The sequence below is a fragment of the Dactylosporangium sp. CA-139114 genome, from assembly GCF_050955725.1.
Lineage (GTDB): Bacteria > Actinomycetota > Actinomycetes > Mycobacteriales > Micromonosporaceae > Dactylosporangium.
Window position 1 is genome coordinate 7,276,845 of sequence record NZ_CP192080.1, and the last position, 21,307, is coordinate 7,298,151.

A 21,307-nucleotide genomic window follows, 5' to 3' on the forward strand; every position below is an offset into this window, starting at 1 on the left:
GGGCTCCTGTCATTGGGCCGGGCGGGCCGTGGCGTTGTCGACTCCGGGCGCGGTCGGTCCGTCCAGCGGGGACGGCGCCACCGGCACCGGGGGTGCGACGGCATCGATCAGCAGGTGCCACGGGTGCGGCATCTCGCCGACCGGCACCTCGATGAGCGCCGGGCCGGGGGTCGCGGCCGACTCCCGCAGCGCCGCCGAGAGCCCCTCGGGATCACGGACCCGGACCGCGGGCACGCCGAAGGCGTCGGCCAGCCGGACGAAGTCCGGGTTGGCCAGCCGGGTGCCGAGGCTGCGGCCGAAGCGCTGCCGCTGGGCCCGGTGCACGTTGCCGAAGCGCCCGTCGGCCATGACGACGACCGTCACGTCGGCGTTGAGCCGGGCGAGCGTGCCGAGCTCGGCCAGGGCGTAGCCGAGGCCGCCGTCACCGCTCAGCACGACGACGCGGCTGCCCGGCCGGGCCAGGGCCGCCCCGATGGCGGTCGGCAGCGCGTAGCCGAGCGTGCCCTGGTAACCCGGGGTGATCAGCTCCCCCGGTCGCGAGACCGGATACGCCAGCGGGAGCACGTAGCCGACCTGGGTGAGATCGGTGACCAGGACCGCGTCCGGCGCCAGCGCGGCGCGCAGCGCCGACACCCAGCCCAGCTGGGGCTCGATGTGGCGCAGCTGCGTCCCGGCCCAGTCGCGCACCGCCGCGACCTCGGCCGCGCGGGACGGCCGCCCCCCGGCGACGTCGCACTCCGCCAGCAGGGCCCGCAGGCCGACCGCGGCGTCGGCGTGCAGCGCGACGCCTGGCCGGCGCGGCGGCCCGAAGGCCACCGGGTCGGTGTTGAGGTAGACGAACCGCGCGTCCGGCGCGGGGAACCGGGGCATGGCCCGGCGGTCGATGAACCGGCTGCCCACGACCAGGACCGCGTCGACGTGCCGGACGAAGGCCCGGGCGTGCAGCGGCGTCATCGCCAGCGGGTGCCGGCTCGGCAGGACGCCGAGGCCGCCCGTGCTCATGACGACGGGCGCCTGGAGCCGCTCGGCCAGCCGGCGCACCTCCGTTGCGGCCCCGATCGCGCCGCCGCCGGCCCAGATCAGCGGCGTGCGGGCCGAGCGCAGCACCTCGGCGGCGACGGCCAGATCGACCGGGTCCGGGGCGGGCGGGGCGTCTGGGGCGACGGGATCGACCAGCTCGATCTGCCCGCGCGCGTCCAGCACGTCCTGCGGGACCTCGAGCGCCACCGGCCGCGCCGGCCGGGCCCGCAGCCGGGCGAACGCCTCGGCCAGCAGCGGCGCGACCGCCTCGGGGCGGTCGGCGAGCGCCGACCACGCGGTGAGCCGGCGCAGCAGGCCGGTCTGGTCGGGCAGCTCGTGCAGCAGCCCGTGGCCGGCGCCGATCGCATGCGACGGGATCTGCGCGGCGATCAGCAGCACCGGCGAACCGCACGCGTAGGCGGTGGCCAAGCCGGTCAGCGCGTTGAGGGCGCCGGGTCCGGGCACCACCAGCGCGACACCGGGCCGGCCGCTGATGCGTGCGTAGCCGTCGGCCATGTGCGTCACCGACTGCTCGTTGCGGGCGGTCACGAAGCGGACGTCGTCGCGGACCTGCCACAGACCGTCGGTTGCCGCGTCCAGCTGGACGCCGGGAATGCCGAACACATCCCGGACGCCCTCGTGCCGCAGTTGCAATGCCAAAGCCTCGCCCCCCGTGGCTGATGACACAGCTCTCCCTCCGCTCGGCATCGGAGTGCGAGTCTAGGTGCGCCGCAGGGGCCGGTCCAGGCCACACGACAAGGCACCCGAACGAATCGCAACGAATTGATCAACGTTGACGCAGGTCAGCGGCGTGAAATTGAAGATCGTCGCCAGGAAGCGCTCTCCCAGACTCTGGGAGAGCGCTCGACAATCGGCACTCCGGCAGCAAAGGTTGGGCGACCGCTTTCGGGGGCTGGAGGTCATGTGTCACGATGCCGCGTATGGACACCGGGCGCCGCGTTGAGCGATGTCGCTCGTGGCCATCTGATGAATTTCGGACGTTCGGATCCCAATGTTCTGGAAATCGTCGAACTACCCGCGTCTTCGCTGCACTTCGACCCGGTCGGCCCCGGGGACGACACCGTTGACCTGTGGTACTCGCCGTCCGACGGGCCGCTGAGTCTCGCCGACGGCCGCCGGTTCGCGGAGTGTTCGACCGCCCCGCGCCGCGGCATACTGACCGATTTGGACGGCGTTGTGCTCTCCACGGTGAGTGCGCGTGCCATGGCGCGGCAATTCGCCGAACGAGGCCCACAGGACGACGTCCACGTGTATGTCGACGGAGCCGATCGGCGGCGCGAATTCGAACGCACCGGCGGCCCGGTCGCCACTCCCAAGCAGATGTATCTGGGCCTCACCCAGAAGTGTGACCGAAATTGTACGTTCTGCGTTTCGCGCAGTTTCGACTTCGATTTCCTCTCGCTCACCGAAATCGAGCGCATCGCGGACCAGACGCACGGCGACATCGACATCATCGCGCTCACCGGGGCCGGCGAGGCGATGACCCACCCCCAGTTCTGGGACGCGATGGACCTGCTCCGCGAGCGGTTCCCCCGCGCCCGCTACAAGATGAACACCAGCGGCGTGTCGCTCGTGCGGCGGGCCGAGCGGCTGCTGACCTACCCGATCAAGAACATCACGGTTTCGCTCAATGCCACCACCGACTCCTCCTACGAGCGCTTCGTCGGCAAGGGGCTGCGGGCCGTCCTCAACGGCATCAACGCGCTCGCGGAGGCGCGGGCCGCGGCCGGCCGCACCGATCTGCGGCTCTGCCTGAGCATGGTGCTGATGAACACGACCCTGCCGGAGCTGCCGGAGATGGCGCGGCTGGCATTCGCGTCCGGCTTCGAGGAGATCCAGGGCATCTTCCTCATGCTCAACGACGACTCACTGGCCGACGAGTCGCCGTTGCGGCGGCCGGACGAGGCCAACGCGTGGCTGGACGTCGCCGCGGCCACCGCCGAGCGCCTCGGCGTGGAGGCGAGCCTGCCGGCCCGCTTCGGCCAGCACACCGCGTCCGAGTCGTTCCAGGCCGCGTCGCTGCCGACCTCGCACGGGCACCGGTGCGTCGAGATCTACTCGACGGTCTATGTCCGGCCCAACGGCGAGATCACCCCGTGCCCCTACTTCGACGACACCGTCGGCAGCCTGCGACAGCAGACGATGGACGAGATCTGGAACGGCCCGCAGTACAACGCCATCCGCACCGGGCTGCGCGACGGCGCCGGCCCCGATCAGTGCCGGCACTGCTGCGGCTTCAGCGAGGGCGGTTCGGTGGACGACCCGCGATCGCACTGGCTGGGCTCGCGCGGCCCCCGGCGCTCGCTCCCGCTGGTGGTCCGGCGATGAGCCGGGGCCCGGCCCCCCGCCACGTCCTCGGCATCAACCTCGGCCACGACCGATCCGCGTGCCTGCTGCGCGACGGGGTCGTCGAGGTCGCCGTGGCCGAGGAGCGGCTGTCCCGGCTCAAGCACGACATTCCGCTGAACGGCTCCGGCGAACGGTACTGCCACGGCGCCCACCGAGCCGTCGCGTACTGCCTCGACGCGGCGGGCATCCGGCCGGGCGACGTCGACCTCGTCGTGGGCAGCACCAGCTACGTGCTCGGCCCGGACGGCACCCGGCGCAATCTCACCGAGCGGGACGTGCGCGGCCAGCATCCCGAGCTCGCGGGCGTCCCGATCGAGGTGGTCGGCCACCACGCGGCGCACGCGGCGAGCGCGGTCGCGGGCATCGCCGAGCCGGAGGCGGCGGTGCTGGTCATCGACGGCGGCGGGTGCATCGTCGGGCACGACGCGCAGGGCCGCCCGACGGACTTCGAGCGCAGCACCATCTACGCGTGGCGCGACGGGCGGCTGACCCGCATCGCCGGGCAGACCGGCGGGCCGCCGGCCTACGGCAACTCGCTGGGCGACTTCTACCAGCTCTTCACCGCCTACCTGGGCTTCCGGTGGGGTGAGGAGGGCAAGACCATGGGCCTTGCCGCATACGACCGCCGGCGCCCCGGCTGGACCCCGATCGACCGGTTCAAGGACGCCATCCGGGTCGGCCCGGACGGATCGCACCAGGTCTCGGAGGAGTTCCAGTACACCGCCGACGGCGGCTTCCACCCGGCGCTGCTGGAGTGGTTCGGCCCGCCGCGCCCGGAGCCGCAGACCGAGGCGCCGGTCGACGCCGCCCTGGCCGCCTCCGTGCAGTGGGCCATCGAGGACGCCGTCCTGCGCCTGGCCGAGGCGGCCAGCGAGCTGACCGGCCGGCCCCGGACGCTGTGCTTCGCCGGCGGGGTCGCGCTCAACTGCGTGGCCAACGGCCGGATCGTGCGCGAGAGCGCCTTCGACGACGTGTTCATCCAACCGGCCGCCACCGACGACGGCACCGCCCTGGGCAACGCGCTGCTCGGCTGGTGGTCGCACGGCGGGGGCGGCGCCCGGCCGTTCCGCTCGGCCTACCTGGGCCGAGCCTACCCGGCCGCGACCGTCGACGCGGCGCTGAGCCGCCACCGCGACGAGGTGCGCGCCGAGGTCCTGCCCGACCCGACCGCCGCCATCGTCGAGGACCTGGTGGCCGGACGGATCGTGGCGCTGTTCCGCGGCGGCAGCGAGTTCGGCCCGCGCGCGCTCGGCCATCGCAGTATCCTGTGCGATCCGCGCCGGCCGGAGATGAAGGACCACCTCAACACCCGGGTCAAGCACCGGGAGCTGTTCCGGCCGTTCGCGCCGATGGCCGCCGCCGAGCACGCCGCGACCTACTTCGACCTGGACCGTCCGAGCCCTTACATGCTGCTCGCCACCGACGTGCGCCGGCCGGATCTCATCCCGGCGGTGACGCACGTGGACGGCTCGGCCCGGGTCCAGACCGTCGACGCTGAGCAGGAGCCGTTCCTGCACGGCCTGCTCACCGCGTTCGGCGCCGCCACCGGCGTCCCGGTGCTGCTCAACACGTCCTTCAACGACCGCGAGCCGATCGTCGAGGACCCCGAGGACGCGCTGCGGTGCCTGCTGGCCACCGGCATCGACGTGCTGTACCTGCAGGACCGCAGGGTCACCAGAGTCCAGGAGGCTGTATGAGCACCACCCCTTCGGTCTCGGCCGTCGTGCTGTCCCGGGACCGGCTGGGGTACACGCGCCGGTGCCTGGAGACGCTCGCCGCGACCGAGGGCGAGCTGGAATGGATCGTGGTGGACAACGGGTCGGCCGACGGCTCCGGCGAGTACCTGCGGGACTGGTCCGAGCGCACCGGCGGCACGCTGATCGTCAACGCCGCCGACCCGGGCCCGGCCCGGGCCCGCAACCAGGCGATCGCCGAGGCGACGGGCGAGTTCCTGCTGTTCCTCGACAACGACACTGTGCTGGACGACCCGGCCTGGCTGTCCATCCTGCTGGCCGAGCTGGCGGCCCGGACCGACGCGGTCGGCGCATCGCCGCTGCTGCTGTACCCGGGCCCCGGCGAGCTCGTGCAGTGCGCCGGTGGCGGCACCTCGGCCGCGGCTGGATCGGGCTGCTCGGCCGGGGCCGGACGGTGGCCGAGATCGACACCGCGACGCGCGAGCAGGCGTGGGCCCCCGCGGCGGCGCTGCTGCTGCGACGCCGGGCCGTGCTCGACGCCGGCGGTTTCGACGAGGCGTTCGATCCGGTGGCCCTGCTGGAGGACGTCGACCTTTGCTACCGGCTGCGCAGCGCGGGCGCCCCGCTGCTGTGGGTCGGCGCGGCCCGGCTGCGCCACTTCGAGGGCACGACGTTTCAGCACCTCGGCCACGACCTGCGCGGCTATTGGATCCGCCACGACCGGGTGATCCGCAAGCGCTGGCCGCACGTGATCGCCGCCGGCCCGGTCAGCGACGACGCGGACATCGTCTGGCGGGACGTCGTCAAGGACTACGACGACCTGGACCGGCCGGCGGTGAGCGTGGCCACCGGCTCGGACTCCGCCGCCGCGGACCTCTCCTTCTTCGCCTCCGCGCCGACGCTCACCGCCGCCCGGCCCGAGTTGCGGCTCGGCGTCATCGGGTGCGGCCCGGTGGCCACGCGCGGCGCCCTGCCCGGCTTCGCCCCGCCCGGTTCACCGGCCGCGGACCGGGCCGTGCACTTCCTCGACTTCGGCGGGGCGCCCGGGGCCCGGCTCGTGGCCGTGGCCGACCCGGACGCCGCCCAGGCCGACCGGGCCGCCGCCGACTTCGGGGCCCGGCACGTGCTGCCGGACGGCGATGCGCTGCTCGATCGCGTGCCGGTCGACCTGGTCGCGGTGTGCACGCCACCGCACCTGCACGCCCGCTACGCCCGGCAGGCCCTCGGCGCCGGCGTGCACGTCCTGCTCGAGAAGCCCGGCGCGACGAGCGTCGCGGAGCTCGACGAGCTGCTCGCGGCCCGCGCGGCCCGGCCCGACCTGACCTGCGTGGTCAACCTGCCGTGGCGGTACCACCCCGCGGTCGAGGCGCTGCGGCAGGTCCTGGCCGCCGGTGAGATCGGCCCGGTCGAGCGGCTCCGCGTCGTGTTCGAGCACACCGGCCCGCAGGCGTGGTCCCCGGCCGCCTGGTACCGCTCCGGCCCCGGCTCCGGGGTCGTGGCGGACCTGGCCGGGCACGCGCTCTCGGTGGCCCGGGCGGTGCTGGGCGGCCCGATCGAGGCGATCACCGTGGGTCCCGGCTCGGCGGAACGGGCCCGGGCCTCGGCGCGGGTCCGGACGGCCGGCGGTGCGGTGCTCGACGTCGACGTGGAGGTCGGCTGGGACGCGCCGACCGGCCGCTTCGAGATCACCGCCACCGGCGCCGGCGGGTCCGCCCGCACCAACCTCATCGTGCCCGGCGCAACCCGCTCCTCCGAGGTCGAGGTCACGCCGGCCGGCGGGGCGCCGCGGACCACCCCGGCAACGTGGGAGAAGCCGGGCGACGCGCTCGACCGCCCGGCGACCGACGGGGCCTACCGGGCGGTGATCCGCGCCGTGCGCACCGGTGAGACCGCCCCGACCGACATCCAGGCGGTCGCGGACGTGCTCCGCCACGCCCTGCACTGGGCCGAAGCGCTCGACCGGGCCCCGGCGGTGCGTGGATGACCACGTTCGTGGGGCCCGGCCTCGACGCCGGCCGCCTGGCCCTGCAGCGCGACCCCGTGCCGGTGTGGTGGCGCGGCCGGTCACTGGTGATGCTCAGCGGCGCGCGCGAGCATCTGCCGCCCGTCCACCTGCAGCCCGTCGACGAGCCGGACCACCCGGTCACGGGGGCCGCCGGCGCCCTGTCGCTGCAGAACACCCCCGAGTTGCTGGCGTGGGCGAGGCGCCAGGGGCTCACCGTGCTGCTGCCGGCCGCGGAGCTGACCGACGCGCTCGGCGACAAGTCCGCGCTGCCCGCCCTGGCCGCCGCCGCGGGCGTACCGCTGCCGCGCACGGTGGTCCTCGACCGGCCCGATCCGGCCCGGGCCGCCCGGCTGTGGGCGGAGCTCGGGGGCGGCCCGGTCGTGGTGCAGCGCACCGCGAACAACCTCACCGGCACCGGCACCCGCCACGCCGGCGACGTCGCGGAGCTCGCCGACGCCCTGGCCGCCTGGACGGGCGACCGCCTGCGGGTGACGGCGTTCGTGGCCGGCACGGACATCACGGTCAGCGCCTGCGTCGGCGCCGACGAGACCTTCGTGTCCGGCGTGAGCCACCAGCTCGTCGGCGTCCCGGAGCTGACCGCCACCTGGGGCGCCCACTGCGGCAACCAGCTGGTGGACGCCGCGACGCTGCCAGGCGAGGCCCTGACCCGCTGCCACGCCATCGCCGCGGCCGTCGGCGACCGGCTCCGCGACCGCGGCTTCCGAGGGCAGTTCGGCCTCGACCTGATCTGCGATCCGGGCGGCGCCGTGTGGGTGCTGGAGCTCAACCCGCGCATCCAGAGCGTCACGTCGCTGCTGAGCTACGTCGAGGCCGAGCACGGCGTGCTACCGACCCCGGCCGCGCACGTGCTGACCTTCCTCGGACGGTCCGCGCCGATCGTCCGGGTGAACGTCCCCCGGGTCCGGCCGCTGAGCCAGCTGATCGTCACGGCCCGTCACCCCGCCCTCGTGCGGCAGGGTGCACCCGCGGGCCGGTACCGCCTCGGCGGCGACCGGCCGCACCGGCTCTCGGCGTCCTGCAACGGGCCGGCACCGGGGCCGGACGAGGTGCTGATCTGGCCCTCGGCGAAGGCCGGCGACCGGCTGGACGTCGGCGACCGGGTCCTGGTGGCCATGTTCGGCCGGCATGTCGCACCGGTCGGGCCGCGCCGTCCGCTGTTCCCGGAGGCGGTTCAGGCATTGGCGTCCATCGAAGCGCTCGCCGTCCTGGAGAACGGGCCCGCGCACGATGACACCGCGTGCCACACGCGCCCGGCCACCCCGGCAAAGCCCTCCGTATGATGGGTCACGCGCGATTCACGGCGTACGCCGATCAGCCAGTCCCATCCTATGAGCGGAGGCATCGCTATGCCGCCTGAGCACGACCTCATCAGTATGCGTTACCTCGCCGGGCTCAACGGTCGTCGGCCCGATCCCGCGGCGCTGGCCTTTTATGCCTCGCTCGACCAGATCGCGAGCACCGACCCGGCCGTGGCCAGGTCGATCGTGTCCGAGCTGGCCGACCAGCGGGCCAACATCAAACTCATCGCCAGCGAGAACTTCAGCTCGCAGGCGGTGCAGCTGGCCCAGGGCAACCTTTTCACCGACAAATACGCCGAGGGCGCCGTCGGGCACCGGTTCTATGCGGGATGCGACAACGTCGACGCGGTCGAGGCCCACGCCGCCGACCTTGCCAAGCAGCTGTTCCAGGCCGAACACGCATACCTGCAGCCGCACTCGGGCATCGACGCCAATCTCGTGGCATTTCTTGCCATTCTGACGACCCGGGTCGAGAACACCCTCCTGACCCGGCTCAGCCGCAAGAACGTCTCCGCGCTCGACGACACCGAGTGGGAGCAGCTGCGGACCGAGCTGGTCAACCAGCGACTGCTCGGCATGGACTACTACTCGGGCGGCCACCTCACCCACGGGTACCGGTTCAACGTCTCCGCCCGGCTCTTCGACGCCCGCACCTACACCGTCGACCCGGTCACCAAGCTGCTCGACCTCGACGCGCTGCGGGCCCAGGTCCAGCAGGTGCGGCCGCTGATCCTGCTCGCCGGTTACAGCGCCTACACCCGGCTCATCGACTTCGCCCGGCTGCGCGAGATCGCCGACGAGGTCGGCGCGGTGCTCATGGTCGACATGGCCCACTTCGCGGGCCTGGTCGCGGGCAAGGTCTTCACCGGGGTCAACAACCCGGTTCCCTACGCCCACGTCGTCACCAGCACCACGCACAAGACGCTGCGCGGCCCGCGCGGCGGCCTCGTGCTGTGCGTGCCGGAGTTCGCCGACGCGGTCGACAAGGGCTGCCCCACGGTGCTCGGCGGCCCGCTGCCGCACGCCATCGCGGCCAAGGCCGTCGCCCTGCGCGAGGCGCTGCAGCCGTCGTTCGCCGACTACGCCCACCGCATCGTCGACAACGCGCGGACGCTCGCCGAGCAGCTGCAGCAGCGCAAGGTCGAGGTGGTCACCGGCGGGACCGACAACCACATCGTGCTCGCCGACGTCACCACCACCTACGGCCTCACCGGCCGCCAGGCGGAGAGCGCACTGCGCTCGGTCGGCATCACCCTCAACCGCAACTCGCTGCCGTTCGACGAGAACGGGCCGTGGTACACCAGCGGCCTGCGTCTAGGCACCCCGGCCATCACCACGCTGGGCATGGACGCGGCCGCGATCACCGAGATCGCGGACGTCATCGTCAACGTCCTCTCGGCGGTGCAGCCCGCGGCCGGCGACAACGGCACGGTGAGCAAGGCGAAGTACAGCCTCGACGAGGGCGTCGCCGAGCAGGCCCGGGGCCGCCTGTCCGACCTGGCCGCGCAGTACCAGCTGTACCCGGAGATCGACCTCGACATCATCGGCGACATCCCGGATCTGCCCAGCGCCGCGTGACGTCCCTCCGAGAGGGGTGGCACGGGACCCACGGTGACCCACGTCGTCAGCACATGGTTCCACGCGTGTCCGGACTACCTCTCTCGGAGAAGCCGTCATGCCTGTCCCGGGTCGATCGGCCGCGGACGTCGTCATCGTCGCGGCCACGCGCAGCGCGGTCACGCGGGCCGGGCGCGGCGGGCTCGCCGGGCTGCGCACGGACGCGCTCGCCGCGCAGGTCGTCGCCGCCGCGCTCGCCCAGGTGCCGGCCCTGCCGCCCGGCCTGATCGAAGACCTGTACCTCGGCTGCGCCCTGCCCGGCGGGGAGCAGGGCTTCAACCTCGGCCGCGTCGTTGCCGTCCTGCTCGGCCTCGACCGGCTGCCGGCCGCCACCGTGACCCGCTACTGCGCCTCCTCGCTGCAGGCGGTGCGGATGGCCGCCCACGCGATCCGGGCCCGTGAGGGCCGCGCGTTCATCGTGGCCGGCGCCGAGTCCAGCAGCAGCCGCCCGCGCGGGCACAGCGACTCGCTGCCCGGCACCAAGAATCCCGTGTTCGCCGCCGCCGAGGCGCGCACCGCCGGGGCTCCCGCGCGCGAGCGCTGGCGCGACCCGCGCGCCGAGGATCTCCTGCCCGACGTCTACGTGGACGTCAACCGCACCGCCGAGAACATCGCCGGCCTGTACGGGATCGCGCGTGCGGAGCAGGACGAGTACGCCGTGCTGTCCCATCGGCGGGCACGGGACGCGATCGCGGCCGGCGTCCTCGCGGCCGAGATCACCCCCGTGGCGTGCGCCGGCGGGACGGTCGTGCGCGCCGACGACGGCCCCCGGGCGGACGCCACACCGGAGGGCCTGGCCGCGCTGCCGCCCCTGCTGCCGGACGGCACGGTGACCGCCGGCACCTGCTGCAAGCTGGCCGACGGCGCCGCGGCGCTGATCCTCACCGACCGGGCGCTGAGCGACGAGCACGGGCTGCCGGTGCTGGCCACCGTGCGCGGCACCGGCGTCGCGGCGCTCTCCCCCGAGTTGATGGGCCTCGGCACGGTGCCGGCCGTGCGGCGGGCGCTGCGGCACAGTGGGCTCGCCCTGTCCGACATCGACCTGCTCGAGCTCAACGAGGAGTACGCCGTGCAGCTCCTGGCGAACCAGCGCGACCTCGGCGTACCGGTGGAGCGGCTCAACGTCCACGGCGGTGCGCTCGCCCTGGGCCACCCCTTCGGCATGACCGGTATCCGCATGATCTGCACCCTGCTGGGTGCCCTGCGACGCAACGATGCCTCGACCGGCCTGGTCGCCACCCCGGCCGGCGGAGGCCAGGGCATGGCCGTGGTCGTCGCCCGCGAGTCCTGACCGCCAACCGAGACAGGAGCACCGCACGTGTCCAGACGCATCACCGAACGGGTCGTGGCCTACCGTGGCCACCGTGCCGCGACCGCCGAACTGACGTGGGCGCAGCGCTACATGTACGACGTCGTCGTGTCGCTGCGCGGCCAGCACGCCCACCTGAACTTCGTGAGCCGGATGCCGGTGCCCGACGGCACCGGGATCGAGGACGCCTGCACCGCCATCGCCGCCCTCATCGCCCGCCACGAGGTGCTGCGCACCGGCTTCCGCACCGACCCCGACGGCGTGCCGCGGCAGCGGGTGCACGCGGAGGGCACGCTGGCCGTGCCGGTCCTGGATGTCGCGACCGACGCCGAGGCCGACGCCGTCGTCAGCGAGCTGCACAGCGCTGACGGCTTCGACGACCCCGAACGGCCGGTGGCGGCCCGGATCGAGACCAGGGACGGCGCCGTGACCGCCGTGACGCTCGCCGTCGGTCACGTCGCCGTCGACCAGGGCGCGATGCGCCTGCTGGAGCGCGACTTCGCCGGGCTCGTCGCGGGCGGCGCGCTCGGCGACGCCGTCGAGCAGCCCGTCGACCGGGCCCGGTGGGAGGCCGGCCCGGACGGCCGCCGGCGCAACGAGGCCGCGCTGCGCTACGCCGCGGAGCAGCTGGACGGGGCCGCGCCCACGCTGTACCGGCGGCCGCGCACGCAGCCGTGCGAACCTCGCTACTGGATCGGCGAGCTGCAGTCCCCCGCGGCCGGCCGGTCCATCCGCGCGGTGGGCCGGCGGCTGCGCGTACCACTGTCGGCCGTCGTCCTAGGCGTGTTCGCACGGCTGATCGCGCACGACAACGACCTGCCGGCGACGACGATGCTGGTCATCGCCGGCAACCGGGTCGGGCCCGATGCCGCCGAGTACCCCGGCCAGCTGGCCCAGTTCGCACCGGTCACCGTCCCGGCGGAGCCGACGTTCGCGGCGTCCGTGCGGGCCGCCGGGCGCGCCCTGGCCCTCGCCTACCGGCACGGCCAGTACGACCCGGTGGCGTTCGACCAGCTGCTCGGCGACATCGGCCGGCGCCGCGGTGGCGAGCTCGACCTGACCACCACGCTCAACTTCCACACCGGTGACCCGGGCGCCGTCCCGGTCCGGCGCACAGCACCGGACGGGCCGCCCACGGAGACGACGTTCCGGTGGAAGGCCAAGCTGCCGGTCGAGAACTACAAGCTCTACCTGGACGCCGGCGTGGACGACGCCCTGTGGCTGAGCCTGCGCATCGACACCGCGGTGATCACGCCGGAGGCCGCCGAGGCGTTCCTGCGCCGCATGGAGTCGCTCGTGCTGGAGCTGGCCGACGACGAGGCGCCAGTGGCCGCCATCGCCGCGCCGGCGGCCGGGGCCGGCACGTGACCGGCGCCGAGGAGGGACGGCCGGCTCGCGTACGGCGGGAGATACGCGAGCGGACCGCCCAGCGGCGGCGCATCGCCGGGCTGCTGCCCATCGCGGGGCCGGGCCTCGTCGCCACGGCCGTGGCGGCACAGCTGGCCGGCGGGGTGGCGCCGGTCGCCTTCGTGGTGGCCACCGCGTCGGTGATCGACCGGGTCCCGTCGGCCGTGGCGGCCGGCGACTGGCACCGCCTCACCGGCGGGCTCGTCGCGGCCGGCGGGCTGTTCCTCGCGCAGCAGGTGCTGCTGCCGGTCCATGCCGTGCTCGGCGAGCGCATCCGGCGGCGGATCGACGACGAGATCCGCGACCGGATGATGGCCGCGTCCTTCGCCGGCGCATCCGTCGCGGCGCTCGAGGACGGCGAGGTCCGCGAGTGCGTCTCCGACGGGGTCAACATGCTGCGGGTCGACGCGTGGACGCCGGGCGCCGCCGCGGCCGGGCTCGTGGCGCTGCTGTCGCGGTACCTCACCACCCTCCTCGCGGTCGCCGTGGTCGGCTACGAGGTGGGTCCGGCGGCCGGTGTCGCCCTGCTGGCCGGCGGCCTGACCATCCGCTTCGGCTACCGGCTGGGCCTGTCCGCGTTCGGGCGGCACTGGGGCGCGCAGTCCGGCGCCCGGCGCAAGCGGTGGTACTTCCGCGACCTGCTCCTCGGCGACGCCGCCTACGAGAGCCGGGTGTTCGGCCTGCTGGGCTGGCTGCGCGCCCGGTTCTGCGAGGCGGCCGTCGCCTCGACCGAGCCGACTTGGCGGGCGCGCCGGCGGATCTTCTACGGCCCGTACGTCGGGTACGCGCTGGCGGCCCTGGCCGCGGCGGCCGCGACCCTGATGATCGCCGGTCACACCGCCGCCGGCGCCCGCGTCGTCGGCCCGCTCACCCTCGTGGTCCAGGCGGCCCTGGCCGCGCTGGCCATCGGCGGGTTCATCGCCGAGTCCGATCTGCAGACCGAGTACGGCATGCAGGCCTTCAGCGCCCTCGAGCGCTTCGAACGGGCCGTCGCCGCCCCGCCCGCGGCGGCCGGCGGGCTCGCCGGTGACGGCGGTGCGACCGGTCACGCCGACGGCACCGAGGACCCGGCCGGCCGCCCGCGCCGCGAGATCCGGTTCGAGTCGGTCGGCTTCGCCTACGATCGCCGCGCCCCGGTCTTCGCGGGGCTCGACCTCACCATCGAGGCCGGCCGGTCGCTGGCCGTGGTCGGCTTCAACGGCGCCGGCAAGACCACCCTCATCAAGCTCCTGGCCCGCTTCCACGAGCCGCAGAGCGGCCGGATCACCGTCGACGGCATCGACGTGCGGTCCTTCCCGGCCGCCGGCTGGCAGCGCCGCATCGCCCCGGTCTTCCAGGACTTCGTCCGCTTCGAACTGCCGCTGCGGGACAACGTCGGGCTCGGCGCGGTTGAGGCGGCCGGTGACACCACCCGGGTCCTGCGCGCCCTGCGGCGGGCCGGTGCCGCCGACGTCCTCGCCGCCCTGCCCGGCGGCCTGGCGACGCCGCTGTCACGGCAGTACACCGGCGGCACCGACCTGTCCGGGGGCGAGTGGCAGCGGGTCGCGATCGCCCGGGCCCTGCTGGCCATCGACGCCGGCGCGACGGTCCTGGTGCTCGACGAGCCGACGGCGAGCCTGGACGCCCGGGCGGAGGCGGCCTTCTTCGACGACTTCCTCGAGCTCACCCAGGGCCTCACCACGATCGTGGTGTCCCACCGCTTCTCCACCGTGCGGCGCGCCGATCGGATCGTCGTGATCGACGACGGCCGGGTGATCGAGAGCGGTACGCACGACGAGCTGCTCGCGCTGGGCGGCCGGTATCAGCACATGTTCGACCTGCAGGCGGCCCGCCTGCTGCAGCCGGGCCGGATGGAGGCGACCGATGCGTGAGTTCTTGCGGGGTACCGCGGCGATCCTGGTCTCGTCGTGGCGGGCCAGCCCGTCCCGGCTGCTGGTGTCGGCGCTGCTCCTGCTCGTGGGCAACGTGAGCGGGCCGCTCGCCGCGGTGTGCTTCGGCCGGGCGACCGAGGCGGCGCTGGCCGGCCACGCCCGTCCGGCGATGTGGTGGGCGGCCGGCGTCGCGGTCCTCGCGGTCGCCGCGCTGACCATGGAGCATTTCGCGCACATCTTCTTCTTCGAGCTGGCCGACCTGCACGCCATTCGGACCGAGGACGAGCTGGGCGCCCTGGCCCTGGGGCCGGTCGGCGTGGCGCACCTGGAGAGCCCGGCCCACGCGGACCGGGTCGCGCTGCTGCGCGAGGAGGCCGGCTCGCTCGGCGACGGCGTCCAGACCGTGCTCACCGCGGGGGCGCTGGCCGTGCAGATCGCACTGACCGCGGTGCTGCTCGGGCGGCTCGAGCCGTGGCTGCTCCTGCTGCCGCTGTTCGCGGTGCCGCCGTTGCTCGCCTCGCACCGGGCCGAGTCGCTGCGGCGCCGGGCCCAGCTGGCCGCGGCCGAGCCGACGCGGTTGAGCAACCACCTGCTCGACTTGGCCGCGTCCGTGCCGGCGGCCCGCGAGATCCGCACGTTCGGGCTCGCCGGTGAGCTGCGCCGCCGGCAGCGCGCCCTGCGTGGCACGATCGACGCGCTGCTGTACCGGGCCGAGCTGCACGGGCTCGTCACGCGGCTCGGCGGGCAGGCCCTGTTCGCGGCCGGCTACATCGGCGCGATCATGCTCATCGCCCGGGAGACGATCGCCGGGCAGCGGACCGCCGGCGACATCGCCATGGTCGTCACCCTGGCCGTGCAGACCAACGCCCAGGCCGCCGGCGCGGTACGCATCGCGCAGAGCCTGCAGCGCAGCGCCGGCACCATGGGCCTGGTGCTGTGGCTGCGCGGCCACTCCCCCCGCGCCGACCCGGCCGCGTGCGCACCGGTGCCGCCGCGGCTGACCCGCGGGATCGAGCTGCGTGGCGTCGGCTTCGCCTACCCGGGGGCGCAACGGCCGGTCCTGCGCGACGTCGACCTGCTCATCCCGGCGGGGCACACGGTGGCGGTCGTCGGGGCCAACGGCGCCGGCAAGAGCACGCTCGTCAAGCTCCTGACCCGGCTGTACAGCCCGACGTCCGGCGTCGTGCTCCTCGACGGCGAGGACCTGACGGGGATCGACGCCGAGCGGTGGCGGCGGCGGACGGCGGCGTGCTTCCAGGACTTCGTCCGCTTCGACCTGGCCGTCCGGCACACGGTCGGCCTCGGCGACGTGCCCCGCATGGACGACGACGGCGCGCTGGCGGCCGCCGTCGACCGCGCCGGAGCGCGGCCCCTGGTGGACGCGCTGCCGGACGGGCTCGCGACCCACGTCGGGCAGGCCTACGAGCCTGACGGGAGCGACCTGTCCGGCGGGCAGTGGCAGCGGCTGGCCCTGGCCCGCGCGATGATGCGCGACGGGCCGCTGCTGACGGTGCTCGACGAGCCGACCGCCGCCCTCGACGCGCAGGCCGAGCACGACCTGTTCGCCCGCTACGCCGCGGCGGCGGCCCGGACCGCGCGTGCGACCGGCGGGATCACGGTCTTCGTCTCGCACCGCTTCTCCACCGTGCTCACCGCCGACCTCATCGTCGTGCTGGCCGACGGCCGCATCGCGGAGTGCGGCACACACGACGAGCTGGTCGCGGCGGGCGGGACCTACGCCGAGCTGTTCGAGCTGCAGGCGCGGGCCTACCGCTGAGCGGGCGCGCGGCCCTCGCCGGGCAGGACCCGCCGGAGACGCCCGGCGCTGCGGCGGTCATCGGGGCCGCGACCACGACGATGTCCGTCAAGTCGGGGCCGGACCAGGGGCGATGACGGTGCGGTGCGCCGGCGCGGGGTGCTGCCGGTGTGACGCCGGCGGAACGATCGCACAGGGTCGATGCTCGTGATCGACGGGGACCGGCGGGAGTACCGCCGTGACGAGGACGACGAGCTGCTCGGCTACCTGCGGCCCGTGCCGGGCGCGGCGGCCGGCACTAGAATTCGGCTTTTCCGGTACTGCCAGGGGGGCCGCGTGGCGCGCAAGGCGGAAGCGATCGTCGCGGAGCTGCGTCGGCGCATCGTCGCGGGTGAGCTCGCGCCGGGGGCGCCGCTGCCGGCCGCGAAGGCGATCATGGCGGAGTGGGGCGTCTCGATGGGGCCGGCGTACCGGGCGCTCACCATCCTGCGCCAGGACGGGCTCGCCGAGGCGGCGCCCGGCGGGCGGGGGGCCGTCGTCGCCGCGCGGGCCGCCGACGCCGTCGCCGAGCCGCCGCACCTGCCGCCGCTGCCGGCCGAGGAGGCCGGGACGCGGGCCGCGCTCGTGCGGGCCGCGATCGAGATCGCCGATGCCGAGGGGCTGGGTGCGCTGTCCATGCGCCGGCTCGCGCAGCGGTTCGACCAGGCCAACGTGTGGCTGCTGACGTATCTGCGGGACAAGGCACAGTTGCAGGTGCTCATGTCCGATGCGATCTTCGCCGAGTATCCGCCGCCGGAGTCCCGCGGCAGCGAGCGGGAGCGGCTGGAGGCGCTGTGCCGGCTGCAGTGGCAGATGTACCGCCGCCATCCCTGGCTCGCGGTGACCGTCTCCTTCAAGCAGCCCCAGCTCAGCCCGCACGTTGCCGCGCACACGGCGGTCGCGGCGCCGCGGGTCGCGCTCACCGCCGCGGCCTTCGTGCGCGGGTGCGCACTGGGCCGCGACGGCGAGGCGTTCGAGGCAGGCCTGCGACGACTCGTCGAAAGCCTGCCCCTGGACCACTAGTTGGGTGTGCCGTTGAAGACGAACTGCGAGCCGGGCTCCTTCACGACGCTGCCCGTGGCCGAGTTGGTGATGGTCACGTTGGTCAGCGTCGCGCTGCCGCGGGCGCTGCCCATGGCCAGGATGCCCGCCCCGTTGTTGGACTTGTCGATGCGGACGTTCGTGATGGCCACGTTCGGGTACTGGCCGCTGCCCGCCTTGAACTGGATGCCGTCATAGGTGGAGTCGATGACGTCGGTGTCGCGGATGGTGACGCCCGGGATGTCGCTCGACGGGGCGAACAGGGTGATGGCGCCGAACTTCTGCTGCTCACCCCAGAACACGCCGCCGCAGCGGTAGAGCCCGTTGTTGGCGATCGTCGTCGTGCCCGAGAACGCGATCGGCGAGTGGTCCGTCGCCAGCATGATGCCCGGGTAGTTCATCGTGTCGGAGACGAGGTTGTTCTCGATCGCGTTGCCGTAGCCGCCGTAGATCGCGATGCCGTTGGCCCGCCACGGCAGCTGGATGGTGTTGTTCGTGAAGTGGTTGTCGTGGCCGACGTCGACCGACTGGTCCTTGACGTAGGTGCTGGACCAGACCGCGAGCGAGTCGTCGCCGGTGGTGCGGAACGAGGAGTTGAACACCTTGGAGTTGCGCGTGCCGTTGGAGAAGTTGATGCCGTCGGCGTAGGTGTCGCGGATGCGCATGCCGGAGAACTCGAGGCCGTCGCCCGGGTTCCAGTACGCCGGAGTGTCGCTGTAGTCGCGGCCGACCCAGGCACCGACGTTGGTGTGCTCGATCCACACGTTGGCGATCTTCGTGTTCTTGCCGAAGCGGCCGTTGAGCCCGTGGCCGCGATCCTTGCGGTTGGTCGTGCCGCCGAAGATGGCGATGTCGGAGAGCTGGACGTTGTCGTCGATGTCGAAGCCGACGTTGCCCTCGTGCGGGTGGTTGATGTTGCCGGTCACGTTCTGCGGCTCGGTGGTGGTGTAGAGCTGGGAGTACCACATCCCGGCGCCCTTGATGACGACGTTGCGGATGCCCTTCTGGTTCCACTGGCCCCGCGTCGGGTCCGGGGTCAGGATCTTCTGCTCCTGCCGCCACTGCCCGGCCGGAATCCACACGCAGCTGATGACGCCGTTCTGGTCGTCCATCACCGCGCGCTGGATGGCGGCCGTGTCGTCGATGCCGTCGTTGGGCACGGCGCCGTACTGCGTGATCGACGTGCACCCCGCCGGCTGCGACAGCGCCGGGGCGACCTGCTCGAGGTCGACGAGGTCGATGTAGTAGAACGACGCGTTGTCGCCGCTGTCGCGCTGCAGCTTGAACTTGGTGCCCGCGGGGTAGCTCGACGACAGCAGCGCGTGGGACTCGTCGAAGAGCCGGCGCGCGTCGCCCCCGGGGCTGTTGGACAGCGACTCGGTGTCGTCACTGGTGCCGTACAGCCAGCTGAAGTGCGAGGAGAGGGTCAGCTTCTGCACGAAGACGTTGTTGGCGTAGAGGCTGAGCGTGTAGTCCTGGCCGCCGCCGGAGGGCGAGTCCGGCACCGAGTTGCGCACCACGATCGAGTTCGCCTGGTTGGTGGAGGTGAACTCGACGTACTGCCCCTGGCTGGACAGCTTCACCGACGCCCGGCCCGAGCTCTCGGTGCCGAAGTTCGTGTGCCCGAACGTGCGCAGCGAGTCGGCGGTCACCAGGGTGCCGGTGTAGTTCGCGGCCTCGGCCTCGTACTCGGTGTACGGCACCGCGGCGCCGCGCCCGACCACGATGGAGCGCGACAGCGCGTTGTTGTTCTCGCGGGTCTCCGCGACCACGTTCGTCGCGTCGGCCGTGGCGGTGATCGTCGCCCCGCCCGCGACCGCGGTCCAGGTGCCGGGCACGGCCACGGTGACCGTCTGGCCGGCGTTGACGGCGCCGGTGTTCGCGTTGAGCGTCGTGGTGCCCACGACCACCCGGGTCACCGTGGTCGCGGTGACGGCGGTGGTACCGGTGTTGGTGACCGACACCGTGAAGGAGACGGCCGCGCCCGCCGCCGGGCTGGCCGGGTTCGAGGCGACCGCGGTCACCTGCAGGTCCGGGCCGGGCGCCTGGGTCACCACGAGCGGGCTCGCGGTGGTGAAGCTGTTGTTGCCGTCGTTCTGCTCGACGACCGTGTTGGCCGGGTCGGCCGTCGCGGTCAGCGGGTAGCTGCCGATCGGGCGGGTGCCGGCGTTGAGGGTGACGGTGGCCGACGCGCCCGCGGCCAGCGCGGCGACGTTCGCGGAGCCCGCGAGCGACCCGCCGAGCGAGAAGTTGACGGTGGTGGCGGGGGCGGCGGCGGTACCGCTGTTGCGCACCGTGGCCGACAGGGTGATCGCGGTCGTCTCGTTGACCGCCGACGGCGACCAGGACGCGGCGGTGACCACGAGGTCCGGGTTGGGGGCCATCGTGCCGAACACCTGCAGCTCGGCGACCTGACCGCCGGGCGCGCCGGTGTTGGCGAAGAACTGCAGCTGCACGTCCGCGACCCGGGCCGTGACCGGCACGGTGACGCTGTTCTGGGTGCCGCCCGGCGCGAAGGCGTAGTCGGCGCGCGGGACGAGCGTGGTGAAGCCGGTCGCGGACTGCTCGCGGCCGAGCACGGCCAGGCTCTGGGTGCGCGGGCCCCACGCCGTGTCGGGGTTGAGCTTGACGACGAGCGAGGTGACGTCGGCGTTGGCGCCCAGGTGCACGGTGAGCGTGCCCGGGTAGCCGTTGGACTCCCAGTAGGTGCCCACGTTGCCGTCGACCGCGTTGGCCGCGGCGAACGAGAAGACCGACGAGCTCGCGTCGACCGGCTTGCCCTGCGAGAGGTTGGTGCCGCCCGGCGGCGGGGTGCTGCCGTTGCGGGTGACGTGGTTGCTGTCGGCGCTCTCGGTGCCGGCGGTGTCGCGGGCGCGGACCCAGTACGTCACCGTCGTGCCGGCGGGCTGGGTGTCGGTGTACGTGAGCACGCCCGAGCCGACCGTGGCGCGCGCGGTGCCGTTGGCGTAGACGGTGTACCCGCCGATGCCCAGCGACGACGAGGACGCGGTCCAGGTCAGCTTGATCTGCCCGGAGCCGGGCTCGGTGAACGCGAGGTTCCCGGGCGCGGTCGGCGGGTTCGGCGGCTGCACGGCCGAGCCGTACACCTCGAACTCGGACAGCTGCCCGGCCGGCCAGCCGGTGTTCGCGGTGATCGTGGCGCGCACGTAGCGGACCGTGGCCGCGGTGAACCCGATCGTCACCGTGTTCGCGCTCGCCGGGTCGAACACCCGCCCGGCCGAGGCCGAGAGCGTGGTGGTGAAGTTCGTGCCGTCGGTGCTGCCGGTCAGCGCGATCGTCTCGGTGCGGGCGCCCCAGCTGCCGGTGGGCAGCTTGAGCTTGACCTGGTCGACGCTGACCGCGGAGCCGAGGTCGACCTGGATCCACTGCGGGAACGCGTTGTTGGCGCTCTCCCAGTAGCTGCCCTGGTTGCCGTCGGTGACGTTGCCGGCTCCGTAGACGTCGGTGAAGCTGCTGGCGGTGGCGGTCTTGCCCTGGGCGAGGTTGGGCCCGCCGGCGGCGACGGCGGGCTGCGCGGCGGTGAGCCCGACGGCGCCGGCGACGGCCAGCAGGACCGTCAGGGCACCGGCGGTGAGTCTTCTTCTGGGCATGGTTGTCCTCTGCTCCGTTCAGACGACAGCGCGGTCCCGGGGACCTGGCGAGCCGTACTCACGGAACGAGCACATCGGCGGATGCCCGCCCAGGTCCGGGCCGGTGTTGGGGTGTGGGATGCCGTGAAGTTGCACATTGCTGCCAACTTCTTGCGGACGGGGGTCTTAAAGGTTGCAGACATCCACCCATTCGTCAACGTCTAACCGCAAAAAGGCCGACCCCCGCAGGGGCCGGCCTCGGGTGCGCG

At 73.7% G+C, this 21,307-nt stretch carries 13 protein-coding genes; 11 read left to right on the forward strand and 2 right to left on the reverse strand.

What is annotated here, in order from left to right:
* Positions 1-9 precede the first annotated feature (9 nt).
* Positions 10-1,707 carry a thiamine pyrophosphate-dependent enzyme gene (locus ACQP2P_RS32435; RefSeq protein ID WP_433607308.1) on the reverse strand — a complete coding sequence of 566 codons (1,698 nt, stop codon included), beginning with the start codon at positions 1,705-1,707 and terminating at the stop codon, positions 10-12.
* 96 nt (positions 1,708-1,803) lie between these two features.
* Between ACQP2P_RS32435 and ACQP2P_RS32440 the strand changes: the two genes are divergently transcribed.
* The 11 genes from ACQP2P_RS32440 (at position 1,804) to ACQP2P_RS32490 (ending at position 17,430) form a co-directional block, all read left to right on the forward strand.
* Positions 1,804-3,369, forward strand: a complete 1,566-nt coding sequence (locus tag ACQP2P_RS32440) for a radical SAM protein (RefSeq protein ID WP_433607310.1) — start codon at positions 1,804-1,806, stop codon at positions 3,367-3,369.
* Positions 3,366-5,087, forward strand: coding sequence for a carbamoyltransferase family protein (locus ACQP2P_RS32445; RefSeq protein ID WP_433607312.1), 1,722 nt, complete (start codon positions 3,366-3,368; stop codon positions 5,085-5,087). The genes ACQP2P_RS32440 and ACQP2P_RS32445 overlap by 4 nt, the downstream gene beginning before the upstream one ends.
* On the forward strand, positions 5,084-5,812 hold the full coding sequence (locus tag ACQP2P_RS32450) for a glycosyltransferase family 2 protein (RefSeq protein WP_433607314.1): 729 nt from the start codon (positions 5,084-5,086) through the stop codon (positions 5,810-5,812). Before ACQP2P_RS32445 ends, ACQP2P_RS32450 begins: the two co-directional genes overlap by 4 nt.
* Positions 5,813-6,036: 224 nt before the next feature.
* The gene (locus ACQP2P_RS32455) at positions 6,037-7,068 is read left to right on the forward strand and encodes a Gfo/Idh/MocA family protein (protein ID WP_433619348.1); all 1,032 of its coding nucleotides are present in this window, start codon (positions 6,037-6,039) and stop codon (positions 7,066-7,068) included.
* Positions 7,065-8,390 (forward strand): hypothetical protein, encoded by a 1,326-nt coding sequence (locus tag ACQP2P_RS32460; protein WP_433607316.1) that lies wholly within the window; start codon positions 7,065-7,067, stop codon positions 8,388-8,390. Before ACQP2P_RS32455 ends, ACQP2P_RS32460 begins: the two co-directional genes overlap by 4 nt.
* A gap of 93 nt (positions 8,391-8,483) precedes the next feature.
* Positions 8,484-9,986 carry a glycine hydroxymethyltransferase gene (locus tag ACQP2P_RS32465; RefSeq protein ID WP_433619350.1) on the forward strand — a complete coding sequence of 501 codons (1,503 nt, stop codon included), beginning with the start codon at positions 8,484-8,486 and terminating at the stop codon, positions 9,984-9,986.
* A 97-nt stretch (positions 9,987-10,083) separates the two neighbouring features.
* Positions 10,084-11,316 (forward strand): acetyl-CoA C-acyltransferase, encoded by a 1,233-nt coding sequence (locus ACQP2P_RS32470; protein ID WP_433607318.1) that lies wholly within the window; start codon positions 10,084-10,086, stop codon positions 11,314-11,316.
* Between the two features lie 27 nt (positions 11,317-11,343).
* Positions 11,344-12,702 carry a condensation domain-containing protein gene (locus tag ACQP2P_RS32475; RefSeq protein WP_433607320.1) on the forward strand — a complete coding sequence of 453 codons (1,359 nt, stop codon included), beginning with the start codon at positions 11,344-11,346 and terminating at the stop codon, positions 12,700-12,702.
* Entirely contained in the window at positions 12,699-14,612 is a 1,914-nt protein-coding gene (locus ACQP2P_RS32480) for an ABC transporter ATP-binding protein (protein WP_433607322.1), read from the forward strand. Before ACQP2P_RS32475 ends, ACQP2P_RS32480 begins: the two co-directional genes overlap by 4 nt.
* Positions 14,605-16,389 (forward strand): ABC transporter ATP-binding protein, encoded by a 1,785-nt coding sequence (locus tag ACQP2P_RS32485; RefSeq protein ID WP_433607324.1) that lies wholly within the window; start codon positions 14,605-14,607, stop codon positions 16,387-16,389. Before ACQP2P_RS32480 ends, ACQP2P_RS32485 begins: the two co-directional genes overlap by 8 nt.
* A 186-nt stretch (positions 16,390-16,575) precedes the next feature.
* Positions 16,576-17,430: a GntR family transcriptional regulator gene (locus ACQP2P_RS32490; protein WP_433607326.1), complete on the forward strand. Its 855-nt coding sequence runs from the start codon at positions 16,576-16,578 to the stop codon at positions 17,428-17,430.
* On the opposite strand, the gene ACQP2P_RS32495 is transcribed toward ACQP2P_RS32490, so the two are convergent.
* The gene (locus ACQP2P_RS32495) at positions 17,427-21,059 is read right to left on the reverse strand and encodes a CARDB domain-containing protein (RefSeq protein WP_433607328.1); all 3,633 of its coding nucleotides are present in this window, start codon (positions 21,057-21,059) and stop codon (positions 17,427-17,429) included. The genes ACQP2P_RS32490 and ACQP2P_RS32495 overlap by 4 nt on opposite strands.
* Positions 21,060-21,307 lie beyond the last annotated feature (248 nt).